Below are 15330 nucleotides of genomic sequence, written 5' to 3'. Positions count from 1 at the left end.
GACAGATAGCGGCGTGGCCTTCGCGAGCAAGCATCGCTCCTACAGCAGCGAGCCCCGCAGCGAGTGCGGCTGGGCGGCGTCGATGTGCACGTCGGCAAACTGGCCAATCAGCGTGGGATTGTCGCAGCGGAAGTTGACGATACGGTTATTCTCGGTCCGGCCTTGCAGTTCGCCGGGGTCTTTTTTCGAATAATCGGTCACCAGGATCCGCTGGATCGAACCGACCATTTGTCGGCTGATCTCGAAACCTTGCTGGTTCAGGCGATGTTGCAGCGCATTCAGACGCTCTTTCTTCAACGCTTCCGGCGTTTCGTCGACCAGATCGGCAGCCGGAGTGCCCGGGCGCTGGCTGTAGACGAACGAGTAGGAGAAGTCGAAACCGACGTCTTCGATCAGCTTCATGGTCTGTTCGAAGTCTTTTTCGGTCTCGCCCGGGAAGCCGACGATGAAGTCCGAACTGATGCAGATCCCCGGCACGGCGGCACGCAGCTTGCGCAGTTTGGATTTGTATTCCAGCGCGGTGTGGTTGCGCTTCATCGCCGCCAGGATTCGGTCCGAGCCCGACTGCACCGGCAAGTGCAGATGCTTGACCAGTTCCGGCACGTCGGCGTGGGCCTGGATCAGGCTATCGGAGAATTCCAATGGGTGTGAGGTGGTGTAGCGGATGCGGTCAATGCCATCGACGGCGGCCACCACGCGGATCAGCTCGGCCAGGTCCGCCAGACGACCATCGTGAGTGGTCCCGCGATAGCCATTGACGTTCTGCCCCAGCAGGGTCACTTCGCGCACGCCGTTTTCGGCCAGGTGGATGACCTCGGCGATCACGTCATCGAACGGTCGGCTGACTTCTTCACCACGTGTGTAAGGCACCACGCAGAAAGTACAGTACTTGCTGCAGCCTTCCATGACCGATACGTAGGCGCTTGGACCATCGATGCGCGGCTCGGGCAAGTGATCGAATTTTTCGATTTCCGGGAACGAGACATCGACTTGCGGCAGTTTGGTCGCGCGCGCGGCGTCGATCATTTCCGGCAGGCGGTGCAGGGTTTGCGGGCCGAAAACGACGTCGACATACGGAGCACGGTCGCGGATGGCCGCGCCTTCCTGACTGGCCACGCAACCGCCAACGGCGATGACCATGTCCGGGTTTGCCAGTTTCAATTCGCGCCAGCGGCCGAGTTGGGAGTACACACGGTCCTGGGCGCGTTCGCGGATCGAACAGGTATTGAGCAGGATCACGTCGGCATCTTCAGCGCGAGCGGTGACTTCCAGGGCCTGATGTTCACCCAGCAGATCGACCATGCGCGAGCTGTCGTACTCGTTCATCTGGCAACCGTGGGTTTCGATGTAAAGCTTCTTGGCCATGGAAAGAGTCGTCACGTGATTCAAAGAACCGCGCATTATAGGGAACATGTCCCAAGGTTCCTACCGCTGTGCGTCCGGTGGCTATGCTATAGTTCGCGCCCTCATTTTTATCCCCGATGTGTTGCTCGCCTGCCATGACCAAACGTGAAGCTCCAATCTACAAGGTGATTTTCCTCAACCAGGGCCAGGTGTACGAAATGTATGCCAAGCAGATCTATCAAAGTGATCTGTGGGGCTTCCTGGAAGTGGAAGAGTTCGTCTTTGGCGAGCGCACGCAAGTGGTCGTCGATCCGAGCGAAGAGAAGCTCAAGGCTCAGTTCGAAGGTGTTGTGCGCAGTTTTGTGCCAATGCATTCGATCGTGCGGATCGACGAGGTCGAGCGCCTCGGCACGCCGAAAATCAGCGAAGCCCGCGGTGCGGTCGGCAATGTCATGCCGTTTCCGATGCCGATGCCTGAGAAGTAAGCCTCAGGACCGAGTCGCCCCTTCGCGGGCAAGCCTCGCTCCTACAGGACTGGCGCTGCCCTTGTAGGAGCGAGGCTTGCCCGCGAAGGGGCCAGAAAGTTCGACGCAGAAATTAGGGAAGGGGCGAGAACGGCGTACGCCCATCGGCGCTTTGCAGTTCCATCAGGTACTTGCGGAAGATTTGCCCGAGCACCTGGGTAGCCACCTCAAGTTCTTCGCGGGGCATTTTCTCGGCGACTTCGTCGGCGGTGTCCAACGCATCTTCAGCGCCATTGACCGCAGCCATTTTCAGCACGATATAAGCCTGGATGTTATTGGCTGGAACGCCTTCGCCGTGGAAAAACATGGTGCCGAGTTTGAACTGCGCCTGAGCGTGGCCTTGCAGCGAGGCCTTTTCGAAGTAGCCCAAGGCTTTTTTGAGGTCGCGCGGCGCGTTTTTGCCGTCGTAGTAGAACTCACCCAACTCGTATTGCGCTTGCGCATCCCCTTCATCCGACGCTTTCTGGCAGGCGGCGAGAGCCTGCGCCAGGTCTTGCGGCTGAGTATTGAGGGTGCAACGACCCATCGCTGGGATTAACAACGAGTTGCCGCCTGCTTGTGCGAGCGCGAGCAGGGGCTGAAGGAGCAACAGGCAGCCCAATGCAAGGGCGCGGCCGGTGCGGTTCATGGGAATCGACTTACCTCTGAAGGGCGCGCGGACCCATCGAGGGATCCAATAAGCGCGCATTATGAAATAAGCAGGGCCAACCTTACAAAGTCTTTACTCGTTTTTCTGCTGCGCGGGGAATATATCGCTCACTTTGCTGGGGGATATTGAGCAGAAACGTAGGAATAAGGTCGTAAAGTTAGGTGAAAGCTGACGCTGGCAATCGCCAGCGTCAGCGGCACAGCGTTATTTCAATCCGGCAAATGCACGCTCGGCGGCATCGAGCGTCAGTTTCAGCTCGGTTTCGCCATGGGCGATCGAGGTGAAGCCGGCTTCGAAGGCGCTCGGCGCCAGGTACACGCCGCCCTCGAGCATCAGGTGGAAGAAGCGCCCAAACAGGGCCGCGTCGCTGGCCATCACGTCATCAAAAGTGACGATGTCGTCGGCGCCGCTGAAGTACAGACCGAACATGCCACCGGCCTGTGTGGTCACGAATGGAATGCCCGCCGCATCGGCGCGCTGTTGCAGGCCTTCGAGCAGGCGGCTGGTGTAGTCGCTCAACTCGGCGTGGAAACCTGGACGGCTGATCAAACGCAATGTTGTCAGACCGGCAGCCATGGCCAGCGGGTTACCCGACAAGGTGCCCGCCTGATAGACCGGGCCCAATGGCGCGATGTGCGACATGATTTCGCGCTTGCCACCGAAGCAGCCAACCGGCATGCCGCCACCAATGATCTTGCCGAAGGTGGTCAGGTCAGGCGTCACGCCGTAGTGGGCTTGGGCGCCGCCGAGGGCGACACGGAAACCAGTCATCACTTCGTCGAAAATCAGCACCACGCCATGCTTGTCGCACAGGGTCCGCAGTCCCTCGAGGAAACCTGGTGTCGGCGGTACGCAGTTCATGTTGCCGGCTACTGGCTCGACGATGATGCACGCCACTTCCTGGCCGACTTCGGCGAGCAGGGTGTCTACGGCATCGATATCGTTGAACGGCAGGGTCAGGGTGTGTTTGGCGAAGGCCGCCGGCACACCGGCAGAGCTCGGCACGCCTTGGGTCAGGGCGCCGGAACCGGCCTTGACCAGCAGGCTGTCGGAGTGACCGTGGTAGCAGCCTTCGAACTTGATGATGCTGTCGCGGCCGGTGAAACCACGGGCCAGGCGGATCGCGCTCATGGTCGCTTCGGTGCCGGAGCTGACCATGCGCACCATTTCCATCGACGGCACGATCGAGCAGACCAGATCAGCCATCTGGGTTTCCATTTCGGTCGGTGCACCGTAGGACAATCCGTGCTCAAGCTGTTTGCGCACGGCGTCCAGCACGTCCGGATGACTGTGACCGAGAATCATCGGCCCCCAGGAACCGACGTAATCCACATAACGCTTGTCGTCTTCGTCAGTGACGTAGGCGCCTTCAGCGTGTTTGAAGAATAACGGAGTGCCGCCGACGCTTTTGAACGCGCGAACAGGCGAGTTCACGCCACCGGGAATGTGTTTCTGGGCATTGGCAAACAGCGTTTCGGAACGAGACATGATCGGGCTCTCAAAAATCAGGATTTGAACAATTCGTTAAAGGCGCGGGCACGGCGCGTTACTTCAGCCGTGCTCTCAGCGCCAAACAGGCCATGGACTACCGCCAGCAGATCGACCCCATGGGCCACCAGCGGGGCGGCGTTGTCGAGGGTGATACCGCCGATCGCGCAGATCGGCAGGTGCAGTTTGCTGCGGGCCTGGTCCAGCAGTTCGAGACTGCAAGTCGGTGCGCCGGGTTTGGTGTTGGAGTTGAAGAAGCGGCCGAACGCGACATAGCTGGCGCCTTCTTTCGCCGCTTGCTCGGCGAGTTCGAGCTGTGCGTGGCAGGTCGAGCCGATGATCGCTTGGCGACCGAGCAACGCGCGGGCCGGGGTCAACGGGCCATCAGTCTGGCCAAGGTGCACGCCGACGTTCAGGCGCGCGGCCAGTTCGGCATCGTCGTTAATGATCAGCTGGGTCTTGTAGCGATCGCACAGATCGCGCAGCGTTTCGGCCTCGCGCAGGCGGCGAGCTTCGTCGCTGCTCTTGTCGCGGTACTGCAGCAGGGTGACGCCGCCTTCCAGCGCCGCCTCCACGTACGAAAGAAATTTACCGGCCAGCAGCTGGCTGTCGGTAATGGCGTACAGGCCACGTAGTTTCATCGGACAAGCCTCACCGCATTGCTAATAGAAAGTTACGAACAGAAATCCAGCGGCAGACGGCGCGGCACGAACTGGCCTTTGCCTAGCTGCTCCGCGTCACGCAGGGTGCGCCAAGTGTAGTCAAGCGCGGTCTGCACGGCGCTGGCGAGGTTTTCACCCAGGGCCAGACGCCCCGCCAGGGCGCTGGCCAACGTGCAACCGGAACCGTGATAACTGCCGGGCAGACGTTGGCAGGTGAAGGTTTCGCGGTGACCGTCGCGGCTGTACAGGCGATTGTGGATTTCGTGTTCATCGCCGTGGCCGCCAGTGATCAGCAGGTGTTTGACGAACGGCAGGAGTTTTTCAGCGCACTCGTCCGCTGTGCCTTCGGGCAGTTCGGCGAGGATGCGGGCTTCGGGGAGATTAGGGGTGGCGATGATCGATAGGGGCAGCAGGCGTTCGCGCATGGCGTAGCCGACTTCGTCCTTGCCCAGGCGTCCGCCGCCGCCAGCGCGCAGCACCGGGTCGCAGACCACCGGCAAATGCGGGTGCGCCGACAGCAGTTCGACCACGGTGTCGACCATTTCCAGGGAACCGAGCATGCCCAGTTTGACCGCTGCTACCGTCGAGTCGTTGAGCACGGCATTGGCCTGGGCCAACACCCACTCACGGTCGAGGACGCGGAAGTCAGTGACGTTGACCGTGTCTTGCACGGTCAGGGCGGTGACGGCCGGGGCCGCATGACAACCCTGAGCGAGCAGGGCTTCGATATCTGCCTGCAAGCCGGCGCCACCACTTGGGTCGTGGCCGGAGAGACAGAGGACAACGGGGCGAGAGCTGTAGATATTCATGGTGCGCGAGCTTACCACCAAACATCTTTTTTCGGGTGTCGACCAATAAGCCGTGGAACGAGAAAAGGCGTGCGCCCTCAGGCGATTGTCACGCGCTGACCGGTCAAACAGCTCTATCTCAACGCATGGAGCTGGAACGCCCGTGTTAGAGCCTTTGCGGGAAAAATTTTAATAGTGCTCAATGGCCACCAATGGCTATGCTAGAGTGGATCCAAACCAATACAGGTAATACCGGTTTTACGTCTACTCAAAAGGAATGAGGGGCTTCCTGAGATAACCGGACAGGCCACGCTGGGGCTTAAATGCGCTATTTGCTGATGTTGCTGTTGTGCTTGCCCCTCATGGCGAGTGCCGTCGAGTTCGATGAATTCACTCAAAGCCTTCCTTTGGGCCAAACCCTCCAGGTGTTCGAAGACGCGGGCGGTCAGGCGACCATCGCCGACGTCCGTGCGCAAGCCGCGGCCGGAAACTTCAAACCCCACGACAAAGCCACCCTCAACGCCGGTTACTCGCGTTCAGCGTTCTGGTTGAAAATCGACCTGCATTACCGGCCGACCACTCCCGCGGTGCAACGCACCTGGCTGCTGGAACTGGCCTATCCGCCCCTTGATCACCTTGATCTGTACTTGCCCGATGCTTCCGGTGGCTATCAGTTGGCCCGACAGACCGGTGATGCCTTGCCGTTCGCCACTCGCGAGATCCGCCAGAACAACTACCTGTTCAATTTGAACTTCACCGCTGATCAAGCGCAAACCGTGTACCTGCGCCTGCAGAGTGAAGGGTCGATCCAGGCGCCGGTCACGTTGTGGTCAAGCACTGCTTTGCTCGAAGAACAACCGGTCCGCCTCTATGTGTTGGGCCTGATCTACGGCGTGTTGTTGGGCATGCTGGTCTACAACCTGTTCATCTACCTCAGCGTGCGCGATACCAGTTACCTCTATTACATCTTCTACATTGCCTCGTTCGGCCTGTATCAGCTGTCGGTAAACGGCGCAGCCGTGGAATATTTCTGGCCAGACAGCCCGTGGTGGGCCAACGCCGCCACGCCGTTTTTCATCGGTTGCTCGGGGCTCTTCGGCAGCCAGTTCGCCCGTAGTTTCTTGCAGATCACAACCTACAGCCGTTGGCTCGACCGCTTGCTGTTGGCATTGATTGCGTTCAGCGCGGTGGTGGTCGGGTTGTCATTGATGGCCAGTTACGCCTTGGCCTTGCGTCTGGCGACAGCGCTGGCACTGACCTTCACCCTAGTGATTTTTGCCGCAGGGATTTTCGCCTGGCTGCGTGGCCTGCGAGTGGCGCGGTATTTCATCATCGCCTGGTCGGCCTTCCTGCTCGGCGGCATCGTCAACACGCTGATGGTGCTGGGTTACCTGCCGAACGTGTTCCTAACCATGTATTCCAGCCAGATCGGCTCCGCGATTGAAGTGGCGCTGCTGTCCCTGGCACTGGCCGATCGCATCAATGCCATGCGCGAGCAACAGGCGCAGACCCTGTTCGATGCCGGTCAAAAGCTCGAAGTGCTGAACCAGCAATTGGCTCACAGTAACAAGCTCAAGGACGAATTCCTCGCCACCCTGACCCACGAACTGCGCACGCCTATGAATGGCGTGATTGGTTCGCTGGAGCTGATGCAGACCGTCGAGATGGGCCCGGAGTTGGAGCAATACCAGCAAACGGCTGCAGGTTCGGCGCGAGACATGATGCGCATGGTCAACGGCATCCTGACCCTGACCGAGTTGCAGGCCGGCAAACTCAAGGCGTATCCGGCCACCTTCAGTTTGCGCGGCGTGGTTGAGGCTTTGCGCCTGCAGTTCGAGGGCAACGCTCTGAGCAAGTCGCTGGACTTCAAAGTCGACGTGACGGTGGGGCTGCCGGATCGCTTGCACGGCGACAGCGCCAAGTTGGCGCAGTGCCTGGAATGCCTGCTGGATAACGCGATCAAGTTCACTCGGACTGGCGGGTTAGCGCTGCGGGTGACGGGTAAACCGGTGGAGCCCAACCGACTGGCACTGTCCTTTGCGGTGATCGACACCGGCATTGGCTTCACCGATTTGGGGGAGGCGACCCTTTATCAGCGGTTCTTCCAGCTCGACGGCTCAATGACCCGAGAATACGGCGGTCTGGGCGTCGGCCTAGCGATCTGTCGGCAACTGGTCGAATTGCTCGGCGGGCGCCTTACTCACCGCTCCGAGCCTGGCCGGGGCAGCCGCTTTCAGCTCGACGTCGAGTTCGAACTGCCCATGGTGGAACGGCCGTCAGTGCCCTTGATGACGCGGGAATTTCCTCGCCTGCGACTGCCTCAGGACTGCACGGTGCTGCTGGTCGATGACAACAGTATCAATCAGTTGGTGATGCGCGGGATGTTGCTCAAGCTGGGGTTCCGGGTGCGCACCGCCGACAATGGGGCTACCGCGCTCGATCACTTGCAGCGTGAAACCTTTGATGCGGTATTGCTCGATTGTCAATTGCCACCCATGGACGGCGCGTCCCTCTGTTGCCAGATCCACGCGTTGCCGGGCTGCAGCGAATTGCCGGTATTCGTAATTGCCTTGAGCATTGATCGGGAACGCTACCCGACCGGTGCCTTGATCGATTACCTGAACAAGCCGGTGAAGTTCGAAGACCTGCAGGCAGCGCTCTATCGTCGCGTGCTGTGTCCGAAACAAGGCGAAAGCGCCGACAGTTAGGCAGATATGACACTTTGTTCAGCTATGAGGCGGTGCTTAACTGAAGTCCCTTGGCTGACCAAAGGAGCCCCGTCATGAACCTGCATCAGTTCGCCGAAACCCACGAAGTCACCAACCAGCCACCGTCGCTGGACGGCACCAACCTGTATCGCATCGACCTGCCGTTGCAGGAGTGGTCGCGGCGTTTCGGGGCCGGGTGGGCCGAGTCGCGGATCGACGCTTACGGTGCCCTGGCCGGCGGCCCGCTGATGGAAGCGGGATTCCTGGCCAATCAGAACAAGCCGGTTTTCAGCAGTCATGACCGTTACGGCCATCGCATCGACCTGGTGGAATTTCACCCGGCCTATCACGAACTGATGCGCACGGCGGTCGAGCACGGTTTGACCTCGTTGCCCTGGGCGCATCCGCAATCCGGCGCCCACGTCGCCCGCGCCGCCATGACCTACCTGCACAGCCAGGCCGAAGCCGGTAGTGGTTGCCCGCTGACCATGACCTTCGCCAGCGTCCCGGCGATGCGTTTGCAAGCGGATCTGGCCAAGCAATGGCTGCCGAAAATCCTCTCCACCGAATACGACCCGCGCAACGTCGGCATGGCCCACAAGGCCGGGGTCACGATCGGTATGGCGATGACCGAGAAACAGGGCGGCACCGACGTGCGGGCCAACACCACCAAGGCTTATCCGGTGGGCGCCAGTGGTCCGGGCCAGCCGTATGAGCTGGTGGGCCATAAGTGGTTCTGTTCGGCGCCGATGTGCGATGCCTTCCTGACCCTGGCCCAGACTGACAAGGGGCTGACTTGTTTCTTGTTGCCGCGCCATCGCCCAGACGACACACGCAATCAGTTCTACATACAGCGTCTGAAGAACAAACTTGGCAATTGCTCCAACGCGTCCAGTGAAGTGGAGTTCCGTGGTGCGCTGGCATGGATGGTCGGCGAGGAGGGGCGGGGTGTTCCGACCATCATCGAAATGGTCGCCATGACCCGCTTCGATTGCATGGTCGGTTCCAGCTCATTGATGCGTCAGGCCCTGACCCAGGCCAGCCATCACTGCGCTCACCGTAGGGTTGGTGGCAAGTTGCTCAGCGAACAACCCTTGATGCAGAACGTACTGGCCGACCTGGCCCTGGAAAGCGAAGCCGCCCTGGCGTTGAGCCTGCGCATGGGCCAGGCGCTGGATCATCTGGATGACGACCATGCAGCCAAATTCGCTCGGCTGGTCACGGCGGTAGGCAAGTACTGGATCTGCAAACGCGCACCCGGAATGATCAATGAAGCCGCCGAATGCATGGGCGGTGCCGGTTATGTCGAAGACAGCATCTTGCCGCGGTTGTACCGTGAGGCACCGGTCAATTCGACGTGGGAAGGTTCCGGCAACGTGCAATGCCTCGACGTTTTGCGAGCGTTGTCGAAGGAGCCGGGTGTGCTCGATGTACTGTTCAGCGAGTTGGGCGATGGTCATGGCGACAAACGTCTGGCCTCACACATCAGTCAATTACAGGCCGCCTTCAAGGACACCAGCGACATTCAATACCGCGCCCGCCAGCTCACCGAAGACATCGCCTTGGGCCTTCAAGCCAAGCTGTTGCTGGAGGCTGGCAACTGCGCCGTCAGTGATGCGTTCATTGCGAGCCGCTTGGGTTCCGCCGGTCGGGTGTATGGCGCGTTGCCACGTGGGCTGGATGTGGAAGCGATTGTTGCCCGCTCGACACCACAGGGCTTCTGATCGCGCTGACTTGCAGGCAAGATGAAGCTCTGCAAGTCAGAACACAGGATGCTGATCGTGACCGAAGCTTTTATTGTCGTTCAAACCGCCGAGCAAGCCGTGGATCGGCTTGCGCTCTTGCACAATCGTGCAACCACCGCGCTGAACCAGGCGCTCAAGCGTTACCTCAAGGATCGTGTCGAACCGGACGCCGAACAGCGTGCGATGTTTCGTTATCCCGAACTGCGCCTGACCTACCTCTGCCAGGGCGAAGTCCCACAGACCACGCGCGCCTATGCCAAGGTTCAATTGCCGGGCACCTACAGCGTCACCGTCACCCATCCAGCGGCGTTCCGTAAGTACCTGCTGGAACAGCTGGTGCCGTTGATGCACGACTTCACCGTGACGGTGGAAGTCGGTATCAGCCAGCAAAACATTCCTTATCCGTACGTGGTTGAGCAGGGCGATGAACTGGCCGGCTCCGGCGTCACCGCAGCGACGCTGGCGCGGGTGTTCCCGAGTACCGACCTGTCCGCCGCCACCGACGGCATCGCCGATGGTTTGTACGATTGGGAAAACACCGATCCGCTGCCGTTGGCCTTGTTCGACGCCGCGCGGGTGGATTTTTCCCTGCGCCGCCTGGTGCATTACACCGGCAGCGACTGGCGCCATGTGCAACCGTGGATTCTGCTGACCAACTACCACCGCTACGTCGACCAGTTCATCGTTCATGGTCTGGAACAGTTGCGCAGCGATCCGCGTTTCGTGCGCATGGTTTTGCCGGGCAACGTGATCATCGAAAAGAGCATGGACCACGGCGAAGCCTCGGCGATTGCCGCGGGTGTGGTTTGGCACCGTTATCAGATGCCGGCCTATCACCTGATCGCCACCGACGGCCATGGCGTGACCTTGGTCAACATCGGCGTCGGCCCGTCCAACGCCAAGAACATCACTGACCACCTGGCGGTGCTGCGTCCGCATTGCTGGCTGATGATCGGTCACTGTGGCGGCTTGCGTCAGTCGCAGACCATTGGCGATTACGTGCTGGCGCACGCGTATATGCGTCGCGACGGGATTCTCGATCGGGTCGTGCCGCCGAATATTCCGATTCCGGCCCTGGCCGAAGTGCAGATGGCGTTGCAACAAGCGGCGGCCAACATCACCGGTGAGAAGGGCGACGAGCTGAAAAAACGCCTGCGCACCGGCACCGTACTGACCTACGACGACCGTAACTGGGAATTGCGCTGGGCTCAGGAACGTCCGCTGATCAACCTATCTCGCGCCGTGGCGGTGGACATGGAAAGCGGCACTATCGCCGCGCAAGGTTATCGCTTGCGGGTCCCGTACGGCACGTTGCTCTGTGTCTCGGACAAACCGTTGCACAGCGAAATCAAGCTACCGGGCTCGGCCAACGCCTTCTATGAGCGCGCGGTCAGCCAGCACTTGAAGATCGGGATCGAGGCGGTGGACCTGTTGCGCACCGAACTCAACTCGCTGCACTCACGCAAACTGCGCAGCTTCGACGAGCCGCCGTTCCGCTAACGGTTTGTCGTGGTCATTTGGCGGTCGGGGCACTAGCATTAGCAGCCCTGACCGTTAGATGTTGTTTTTGCCATGTCCCGTCCCCCGCGTCCCCCTTCCCGCCATCCAGGTGCGAAGCCAGCTCCTTCAGCCCCGCGTCGTGTCGCCAAAGCGCCGCCGGCCGAGCCGAAGCTGATTTTGTTCAACAAACCGTTCGATGTGCTGACGCAATTCAGCGACGGCGAAGGGCGGGCGACGCTCAAGGATTTCATCGAGATTCCCGGGATTTACCCGGCAGGACGGCTTGACCGTGACAGCGAAGGTTTGCTGTTGCTGACCAACGACGGCCAGCTTCAGGCGCGGATCGCCGACCCGAAACACAAACTGGCCAAGACCTATTGGGTGCAAGTGGAAGGCGAGCCGAACGCCGAGCAATTGCAGCGCTTGCGCGATGGCGTCGAGCTGAATGACGGCATGACCTTGCCCGCCGAGGCGCGACCGTTGGAAGAGCCCGAGCTGTGGCCACGCAATCCGCCGGTGCGGTTTCGCAAAAACGTGCCGACCAGCTGGCTGGAGCTGGTGATTCGCGAAGGTCGTAACCGTCAGGTGCGGCGCATGACCGCGGCGGTGGGGTTGCCGACGTTGCGTCTGGTGCGGGTCAGAATCGGCGACTGGTCGATCGAAGGACTTGATCAGGGCCAGTGGAAGGAAGTGCCAGCGCGTTTATAACGAGCCGGATTCGATCAGGCCGATCACCACGCTTTTGATCACGAACGCGGCCACGCCCAGGCCGAGTACGGAAAACAGAATGAACGAGCCAAAGCGCCCGGCCTTGGACTTCTTCGCCAGGTCCCAAACGATGAAACCCATGAAAATGATCAGGATGCTGACCAGGCTGGTCATCATCCACTCTTCGAATACTGCAGGATCCATCGAACATCTCCAGCGCTGGCGGGGCTAAAAGGCGCTGGAGTATACGTCATGGGGGATTGGCCGGGCATTGACCTGCGGCAGTGTGTCGCAGCTATTCGTCGCCCTGATAGCGATCGTTCAGCCGCGCAGATGAGTCAACGGCAACTCGGTACTATTGAGCACCTGGTTCAACACAAAACTCGACCGCACACTCGTCACCCCTTCAATCCGTGTGAGATGCCCCAGCAGCAGTTTCTGATAATGGTCCATGTCCGGCACCACCACCTTGAGCTGATAGTCGGCATCCATCCCGGTCACCAAACTGCACTCCAGCACCTGCGGCAACGTACGAATGGCCGCTTCGAAGTTTTCGAAACGCTCCGGTGTGTGTCGGTCCATGCCGATCAACACGTAAGCCGTCAGGCTCAGGCCGAGCATCTTGCGGTCCAGCAGGGCCACCTGACGGGAGATGTAACCGTCGTCTTCCAGCTGCTTGACCCGTCGTGAGCATGGCGAAGGAGAAAGGCCGATGCGTTCGGCCAGTTCCTGGTTGGAGATGCGCGCGTCACGCTGCAATTCCGCCAAAATGCTCAGGTCGTATCGGTCGAGTTTGCTCATCAATCAGGCCTTTGTCATAACTATTGCGGCGGATTATCTATCCAGGGTTAAAAATTGCGCAAGTGATGTTTATTTGAGCAATCTTCGCAATCCTCTGCTGGCGCCGCGAGCCTATTCTTATCACCAGAATCACTGCTCGGACAAACAGTCCACAGCGGCTCGCCCAATCAGGCCAGCTGCGGTCGCCACCCCCACAGGGGTTGAGTCGGCCCCCGAGCTACACACTGTCCAGAAGACGGCGTGAGGTGAGCCGACGTCAAAAGCGTTGAGCACGGACGAAGTTCTCAAAGGGAGGCCGACGGGTCTCCCTTTTCTTTTGCCCGGAATTTGGTGACGACGATCAATAAATAAGTTGCGCGACTGATAACCTGTTGCAGAACCGGCCGGTGCTTTCCCAGTCTTACGTACAGGCCCTAACCCGCAGTGAGGAAAAGCATGAAGTCGCGCATCTGGCGTTTGGCCGGTGTTGGTTTGCTGTGTGTCAGTGTCACTGCGCAATCGCTGGCCGATGAGCCGCAAAACCGGGGTCCCGATGGTGGACAACGTGGCTCGGACGGCCATCAGGGCAACAATCAGGGCCATGGCGGCGATAATCAGCAGCGTCCGCAAAATAATCAGCAGCAGAATCAACCGCGTCCGCAGAACAACGACATCATTCGTGGCGACAACAGCCGCCAGTTCGAGCACAACGGCCAGAATCAGCAGAACCGTCAGCCGCACGACTACAACAGTCCGGTTCGACCACCACCTCCACCGCCGCAGCTACCGGCCAATGACCTGCCGATCCAGGGTCGGCCCGACACCGTACGCCAGACCCAGCAACCGCGGCGTGGTTACTACCAGGACGTGCCGCGGCGCATCGATAACAATCAGCATTGGCAGAACAGCGGTCCGCGTCCCGATGACCATCGCTGGTCGGGTCGTCCGGATGGGCACGGTAATGGCTGGGGCTCCGGCCCGCAGTATCGCCCCGGTCATGTGATCGATCGCTTCCCGGACCGGGATTACCGCGTGCCGTATCGTGGTCAGGATTACTTCTACTCCGGCGGCTACTGGTATCGCCCGCTCGGCCCGCGTTATGTAGTGGTGCAGCCTCCACGCGGGATTCGCACCAGCTACTTGCCCGATTACGCGCGTGAAGTGTGGATCGGCGGTGCGCTGTTGTTCCTGGCGGCCGGCTCGTATTACGCCTATCAGGAAAGCACTCAGGATTACGTCGTGGTCGAGCCGCCCGTGCAACCGCAGCCGCAACCGGTCCGCAATAGTTATGACGTGGTGGCGTATCCGGCTAACGGTCAGTCGCCGGAGCAGGTCAACCAGGACGGTTACGAGTGCTATCAATACGCGGTGCAGCAGAGTGGCTTCGATCCGCGAACGGCCACTTACCAGCCGGACCCGACAGTGGTGCAAGCCTACCGTCAGGCACAGGGCAACTGCCTGAGCAGTCGCGGCTATCAGGTGAGTTACTGAGCCCTGCTGGCCTGCACCACTTCCTGCGGGTCGGCGTGCACCAGCACTTCGGCTCGCGGGTAGGCGGCGTGAATGGCATCGGCGGCTTGATCGCTGATGCCGTGAGCGACTGACAGGGTCAAGTCCCCCGGCAATTCCAGGTGCAACTGCACGAACCACTGGCTGCCGGAAATCCGTGTACGCAAGTCGTGCGCCCCCAATACTCCCGGTACGCTGCAGGCCAGTTCGAGCATGTGCTGGCTGACGTCCGACGGCAGTTCCTCATCCATCAGCACGGTAAAACTTTCGCGGGCGATTTGAATCGCGCTCCAGAGAATGTAGACGGCGATCGCCAATCCAAACCAAGGGTCGACCTGATGCCAGCCAAACCCGGCGAGCACCAGCGCCAGCAGAATGCTGCCGTTGAGCAACATGTCTGAGCGGTAATGCAGAGAGTCGGCGCGCACTGCGTTGGAGCCGGTTGCCTTGACGACCCGATGTTGCAACATCAGCAGGGCCAGCGTCAGCACCAGGGAAAACACGATCACGCCGATACTGATCCATGGCGCCCCCACCGGTTCCGGGTGTTTGAGTCGATCGATCGCCTGCCAGGCAATCAGCACCGCACTGCCACCAATGAACAATGCCTGAGCCATGCCCGCCAGCGACTCGGCCTTGCCGTGCCCGTACCGATGATCATCGTCGGCCGGGCGCAAGGCGTAATGCACCGCGAGCAGGTTGAGCAGCGACGTGACGCCGTCGAGGGCTGAGTCGGTCAGCCCGGCGAGCATGCTCACCGAACCGCTCAACCACCAGGCGATGGCTTTGGCGACGATCAGCGTACACGCCACCGCCACCGAGGCACGGGTCGCCAGCCGCAACAGGCGGGCGTGTTCGGAGCTTGCAATCATAGAGGCGGCGCTTCCTTTGAGTGATCCTTCACAGGCACGGACTATGCGGCAGG

General features: G+C 60.4%; 14 protein-coding genes. 6 read left to right on the top strand and 8 right to left on the bottom strand.

Annotation, left to right across the window (positions count from 1 at the left end):
• Positions 1-39: 39 nt before the first annotated feature.
• The gene (gene miaB / locus ACYZTU_RS25380) at positions 40-1365 is read right to left on the bottom strand and encodes a tRNA (N6-isopentenyl adenosine(37)-C2)-methylthiotransferase MiaB (protein WP_461966425.1); all 1326 of its coding nucleotides are present in this window, start codon (positions 1363-1365) and stop codon (positions 40-42) included.
• Between the two features lie 134 nt (positions 1366-1499).
• Here miaB and ACYZTU_RS25375 point away from each other — a divergent pair, with 134 nt between their 5' ends.
• Complete coding sequence (locus ACYZTU_RS25375; RefSeq protein ID WP_007894425.1) at positions 1500-1829, top strand: DUF1820 family protein; 330 nt, start codon at positions 1500-1502, stop codon at positions 1827-1829.
• 112 nt (positions 1830-1941) lie between these two features.
• On the opposite strand, the gene ACYZTU_RS25370 is transcribed toward ACYZTU_RS25375, so the two are convergent.
• The 4 genes from ACYZTU_RS25370 to ACYZTU_RS25355 all read right to left on the bottom strand — a co-directional run bounded on the left by ACYZTU_RS25370 (position 1942) and on the right by ACYZTU_RS25355 (position 5476).
• Positions 1942-2496 carry a tetratricopeptide repeat protein gene (locus ACYZTU_RS25370; RefSeq protein ID WP_461966423.1) on the bottom strand — a complete coding sequence of 185 codons (555 nt, stop codon included), beginning with the start codon at positions 2494-2496 and terminating at the stop codon, positions 1942-1944.
• 225 nt (positions 2497-2721) lie between these two features.
• Positions 2722-4005, bottom strand: a complete 1284-nt coding sequence (gene hemL, locus ACYZTU_RS25365) for a glutamate-1-semialdehyde 2,1-aminomutase (RefSeq protein WP_461966421.1) — start codon at positions 4003-4005, stop codon at positions 2722-2724.
• Positions 4006-4022: 17 nt separating this feature from the next.
• The gene (gene thiE, locus ACYZTU_RS25360; RefSeq protein WP_461966419.1) at positions 4023-4646 is read right to left on the bottom strand and encodes a thiamine phosphate synthase; all 624 of its coding nucleotides are present in this window, start codon (positions 4644-4646) and stop codon (positions 4023-4025) included.
• 32 nt (positions 4647-4678) lie between these two features.
• Entirely contained in the window at positions 4679-5476 is a 798-nt protein-coding gene (locus ACYZTU_RS25355; protein ID WP_461966417.1) for a hydroxymethylpyrimidine/phosphomethylpyrimidine kinase, read from the bottom strand.
• 302 nt (positions 5477-5778) lie between these two features.
• Between ACYZTU_RS25355 and ACYZTU_RS25350 the strand changes: the two genes are divergently transcribed.
• From ACYZTU_RS25350 to ACYZTU_RS25335, 4 genes are all read left to right on the top strand, one after another.
• Positions 5779-8163 carry a 7TM diverse intracellular signaling domain-containing protein gene (locus ACYZTU_RS25350; RefSeq protein ID WP_461966415.1) on the top strand — a complete coding sequence of 795 codons (2385 nt, stop codon included), beginning with the start codon at positions 5779-5781 and terminating at the stop codon, positions 8161-8163.
• Positions 8164-8237: 74 nt separating this feature from the next.
• Positions 8238-9887, top strand: coding sequence for an acyl-CoA dehydrogenase family protein (locus ACYZTU_RS25345; RefSeq protein WP_461966413.1), 1650 nt, complete (start codon positions 8238-8240; stop codon positions 9885-9887).
• A gap of 21 nt (positions 9888-9908) precedes the next feature.
• Positions 9909-11408: an AMP nucleosidase gene (gene amn / locus ACYZTU_RS25340; protein WP_178083855.1), complete on the top strand. Its 1500-nt coding sequence runs from the start codon at positions 9909-9911 to the stop codon at positions 11406-11408.
• A gap of 72 nt (positions 11409-11480) precedes the next feature.
• Positions 11481-12116, top strand: coding sequence for a pseudouridine synthase (locus ACYZTU_RS25335; protein ID WP_461966411.1), 636 nt, complete (start codon positions 11481-11483; stop codon positions 12114-12116).
• Here ACYZTU_RS25335 and ACYZTU_RS25330 read toward each other — a convergent pair.
• Positions 12111-12320, bottom strand: coding sequence for a DUF2788 domain-containing protein (locus ACYZTU_RS25330; RefSeq protein ID WP_282381329.1), 210 nt, complete (start codon positions 12318-12320; stop codon positions 12111-12113). The genes ACYZTU_RS25335 and ACYZTU_RS25330 overlap by 6 nt on opposite strands.
• Before the next feature lie 117 nt (positions 12321-12437).
• Positions 12438-12917, bottom strand: coding sequence for an Lrp/AsnC family transcriptional regulator (locus ACYZTU_RS25325; RefSeq protein ID WP_054052470.1), 480 nt, complete (start codon positions 12915-12917; stop codon positions 12438-12440).
• Positions 12918-13352: 435 nt separating this feature from the next.
• On the opposite strand from ACYZTU_RS25325, the gene ACYZTU_RS25320 reads away from it, so the two are divergent.
• Positions 13353-14387, top strand: coding sequence for a DUF6515 family protein (locus tag ACYZTU_RS25320; protein WP_461966409.1), 1035 nt, complete (start codon positions 13353-13355; stop codon positions 14385-14387).
• Here the strand turns inward: ACYZTU_RS25320 and ACYZTU_RS25315 are convergent.
• Complete coding sequence (locus ACYZTU_RS25315; protein WP_461966407.1) at positions 14381-15277, bottom strand: cation diffusion facilitator family transporter; 897 nt, start codon at positions 15275-15277, stop codon at positions 14381-14383. The two genes, ACYZTU_RS25320 and ACYZTU_RS25315, sit on opposite strands and share 7 nt — an antisense overlap.
• Between the last annotated feature and the right edge of the window lie 53 nt (positions 15278-15330).

The organism is Pseudomonas sp. HLT2-19-2, assembly GCF_054898005.1.
Note: the sequence above shows the minus strand (reverse complement) of the source record. Positions and strands in the feature narration are given on the sequence as shown.

Bases quoted from the DNA above. Each gene is read 5' to 3' on its own strand.
- miaB (WP_461966425.1), bottom strand. From the start codon at position 1,365: ATGGCCAAGAAGCTTTACATCGAAACCCACGGTTGCCAGATGAACGAG.
- ACYZTU_RS25375 (WP_007894425.1), top strand. From the start codon at position 1,500: ATGACCAAACGTGAAGCTCCAATCTACAAGGTGATTTTCCTCAACCAG.
- ACYZTU_RS25370 (WP_461966423.1), bottom strand. From the start codon at position 2,496: ATGAACCGCACCGGCCGCGCCCTTGCATTGGGCTGCCTGTTGCTCCTT.
- hemL (WP_461966421.1), bottom strand. From the start codon at position 4,005: ATGTCTCGTTCCGAAACGCTGTTTGCCAATGCCCAGAAACACATTCCC.
- thiE (WP_461966419.1), bottom strand. From the start codon at position 4,646: ATGAAACTACGTGGCCTGTACGCCATTACCGACAGCCAGCTGCTGGCC.
- ACYZTU_RS25355 (WP_461966417.1), bottom strand. From the start codon at position 5,476: ATGAATATCTACAGCTCTCGCCCCGTTGTCCTCTGTCTCTCCGGCCAC.
- ACYZTU_RS25350 (WP_461966415.1), top strand. From the start codon at position 5,779: ATGCGCTATTTGCTGATGTTGCTGTTGTGCTTGCCCCTCATGGCGAGT.
- ACYZTU_RS25345 (WP_461966413.1), top strand. From the start codon at position 8,238: ATGAACCTGCATCAGTTCGCCGAAACCCACGAAGTCACCAACCAGCCA.
- amn (WP_178083855.1), top strand. From the start codon at position 9,909: ATGAAGCTCTGCAAGTCAGAACACAGGATGCTGATCGTGACCGAAGCT.
- ACYZTU_RS25335 (WP_461966411.1), top strand. From the start codon at position 11,481: ATGTCCCGTCCCCCGCGTCCCCCTTCCCGCCATCCAGGTGCGAAGCCA.
- ACYZTU_RS25330 (WP_282381329.1), bottom strand. From the start codon at position 12,320: ATGGATCCTGCAGTATTCGAAGAGTGGATGATGACCAGCCTGGTCAGC.
- ACYZTU_RS25325 (WP_054052470.1), bottom strand. From the start codon at position 12,917: ATGAGCAAACTCGACCGATACGACCTGAGCATTTTGGCGGAATTGCAG.
- ACYZTU_RS25320 (WP_461966409.1), top strand. From the start codon at position 13,353: ATGAAGTCGCGCATCTGGCGTTTGGCCGGTGTTGGTTTGCTGTGTGTC.
- ACYZTU_RS25315 (WP_461966407.1), bottom strand. From the start codon at position 15,277: ATGATTGCAAGCTCCGAACACGCCCGCCTGTTGCGGCTGGCGACCCGT.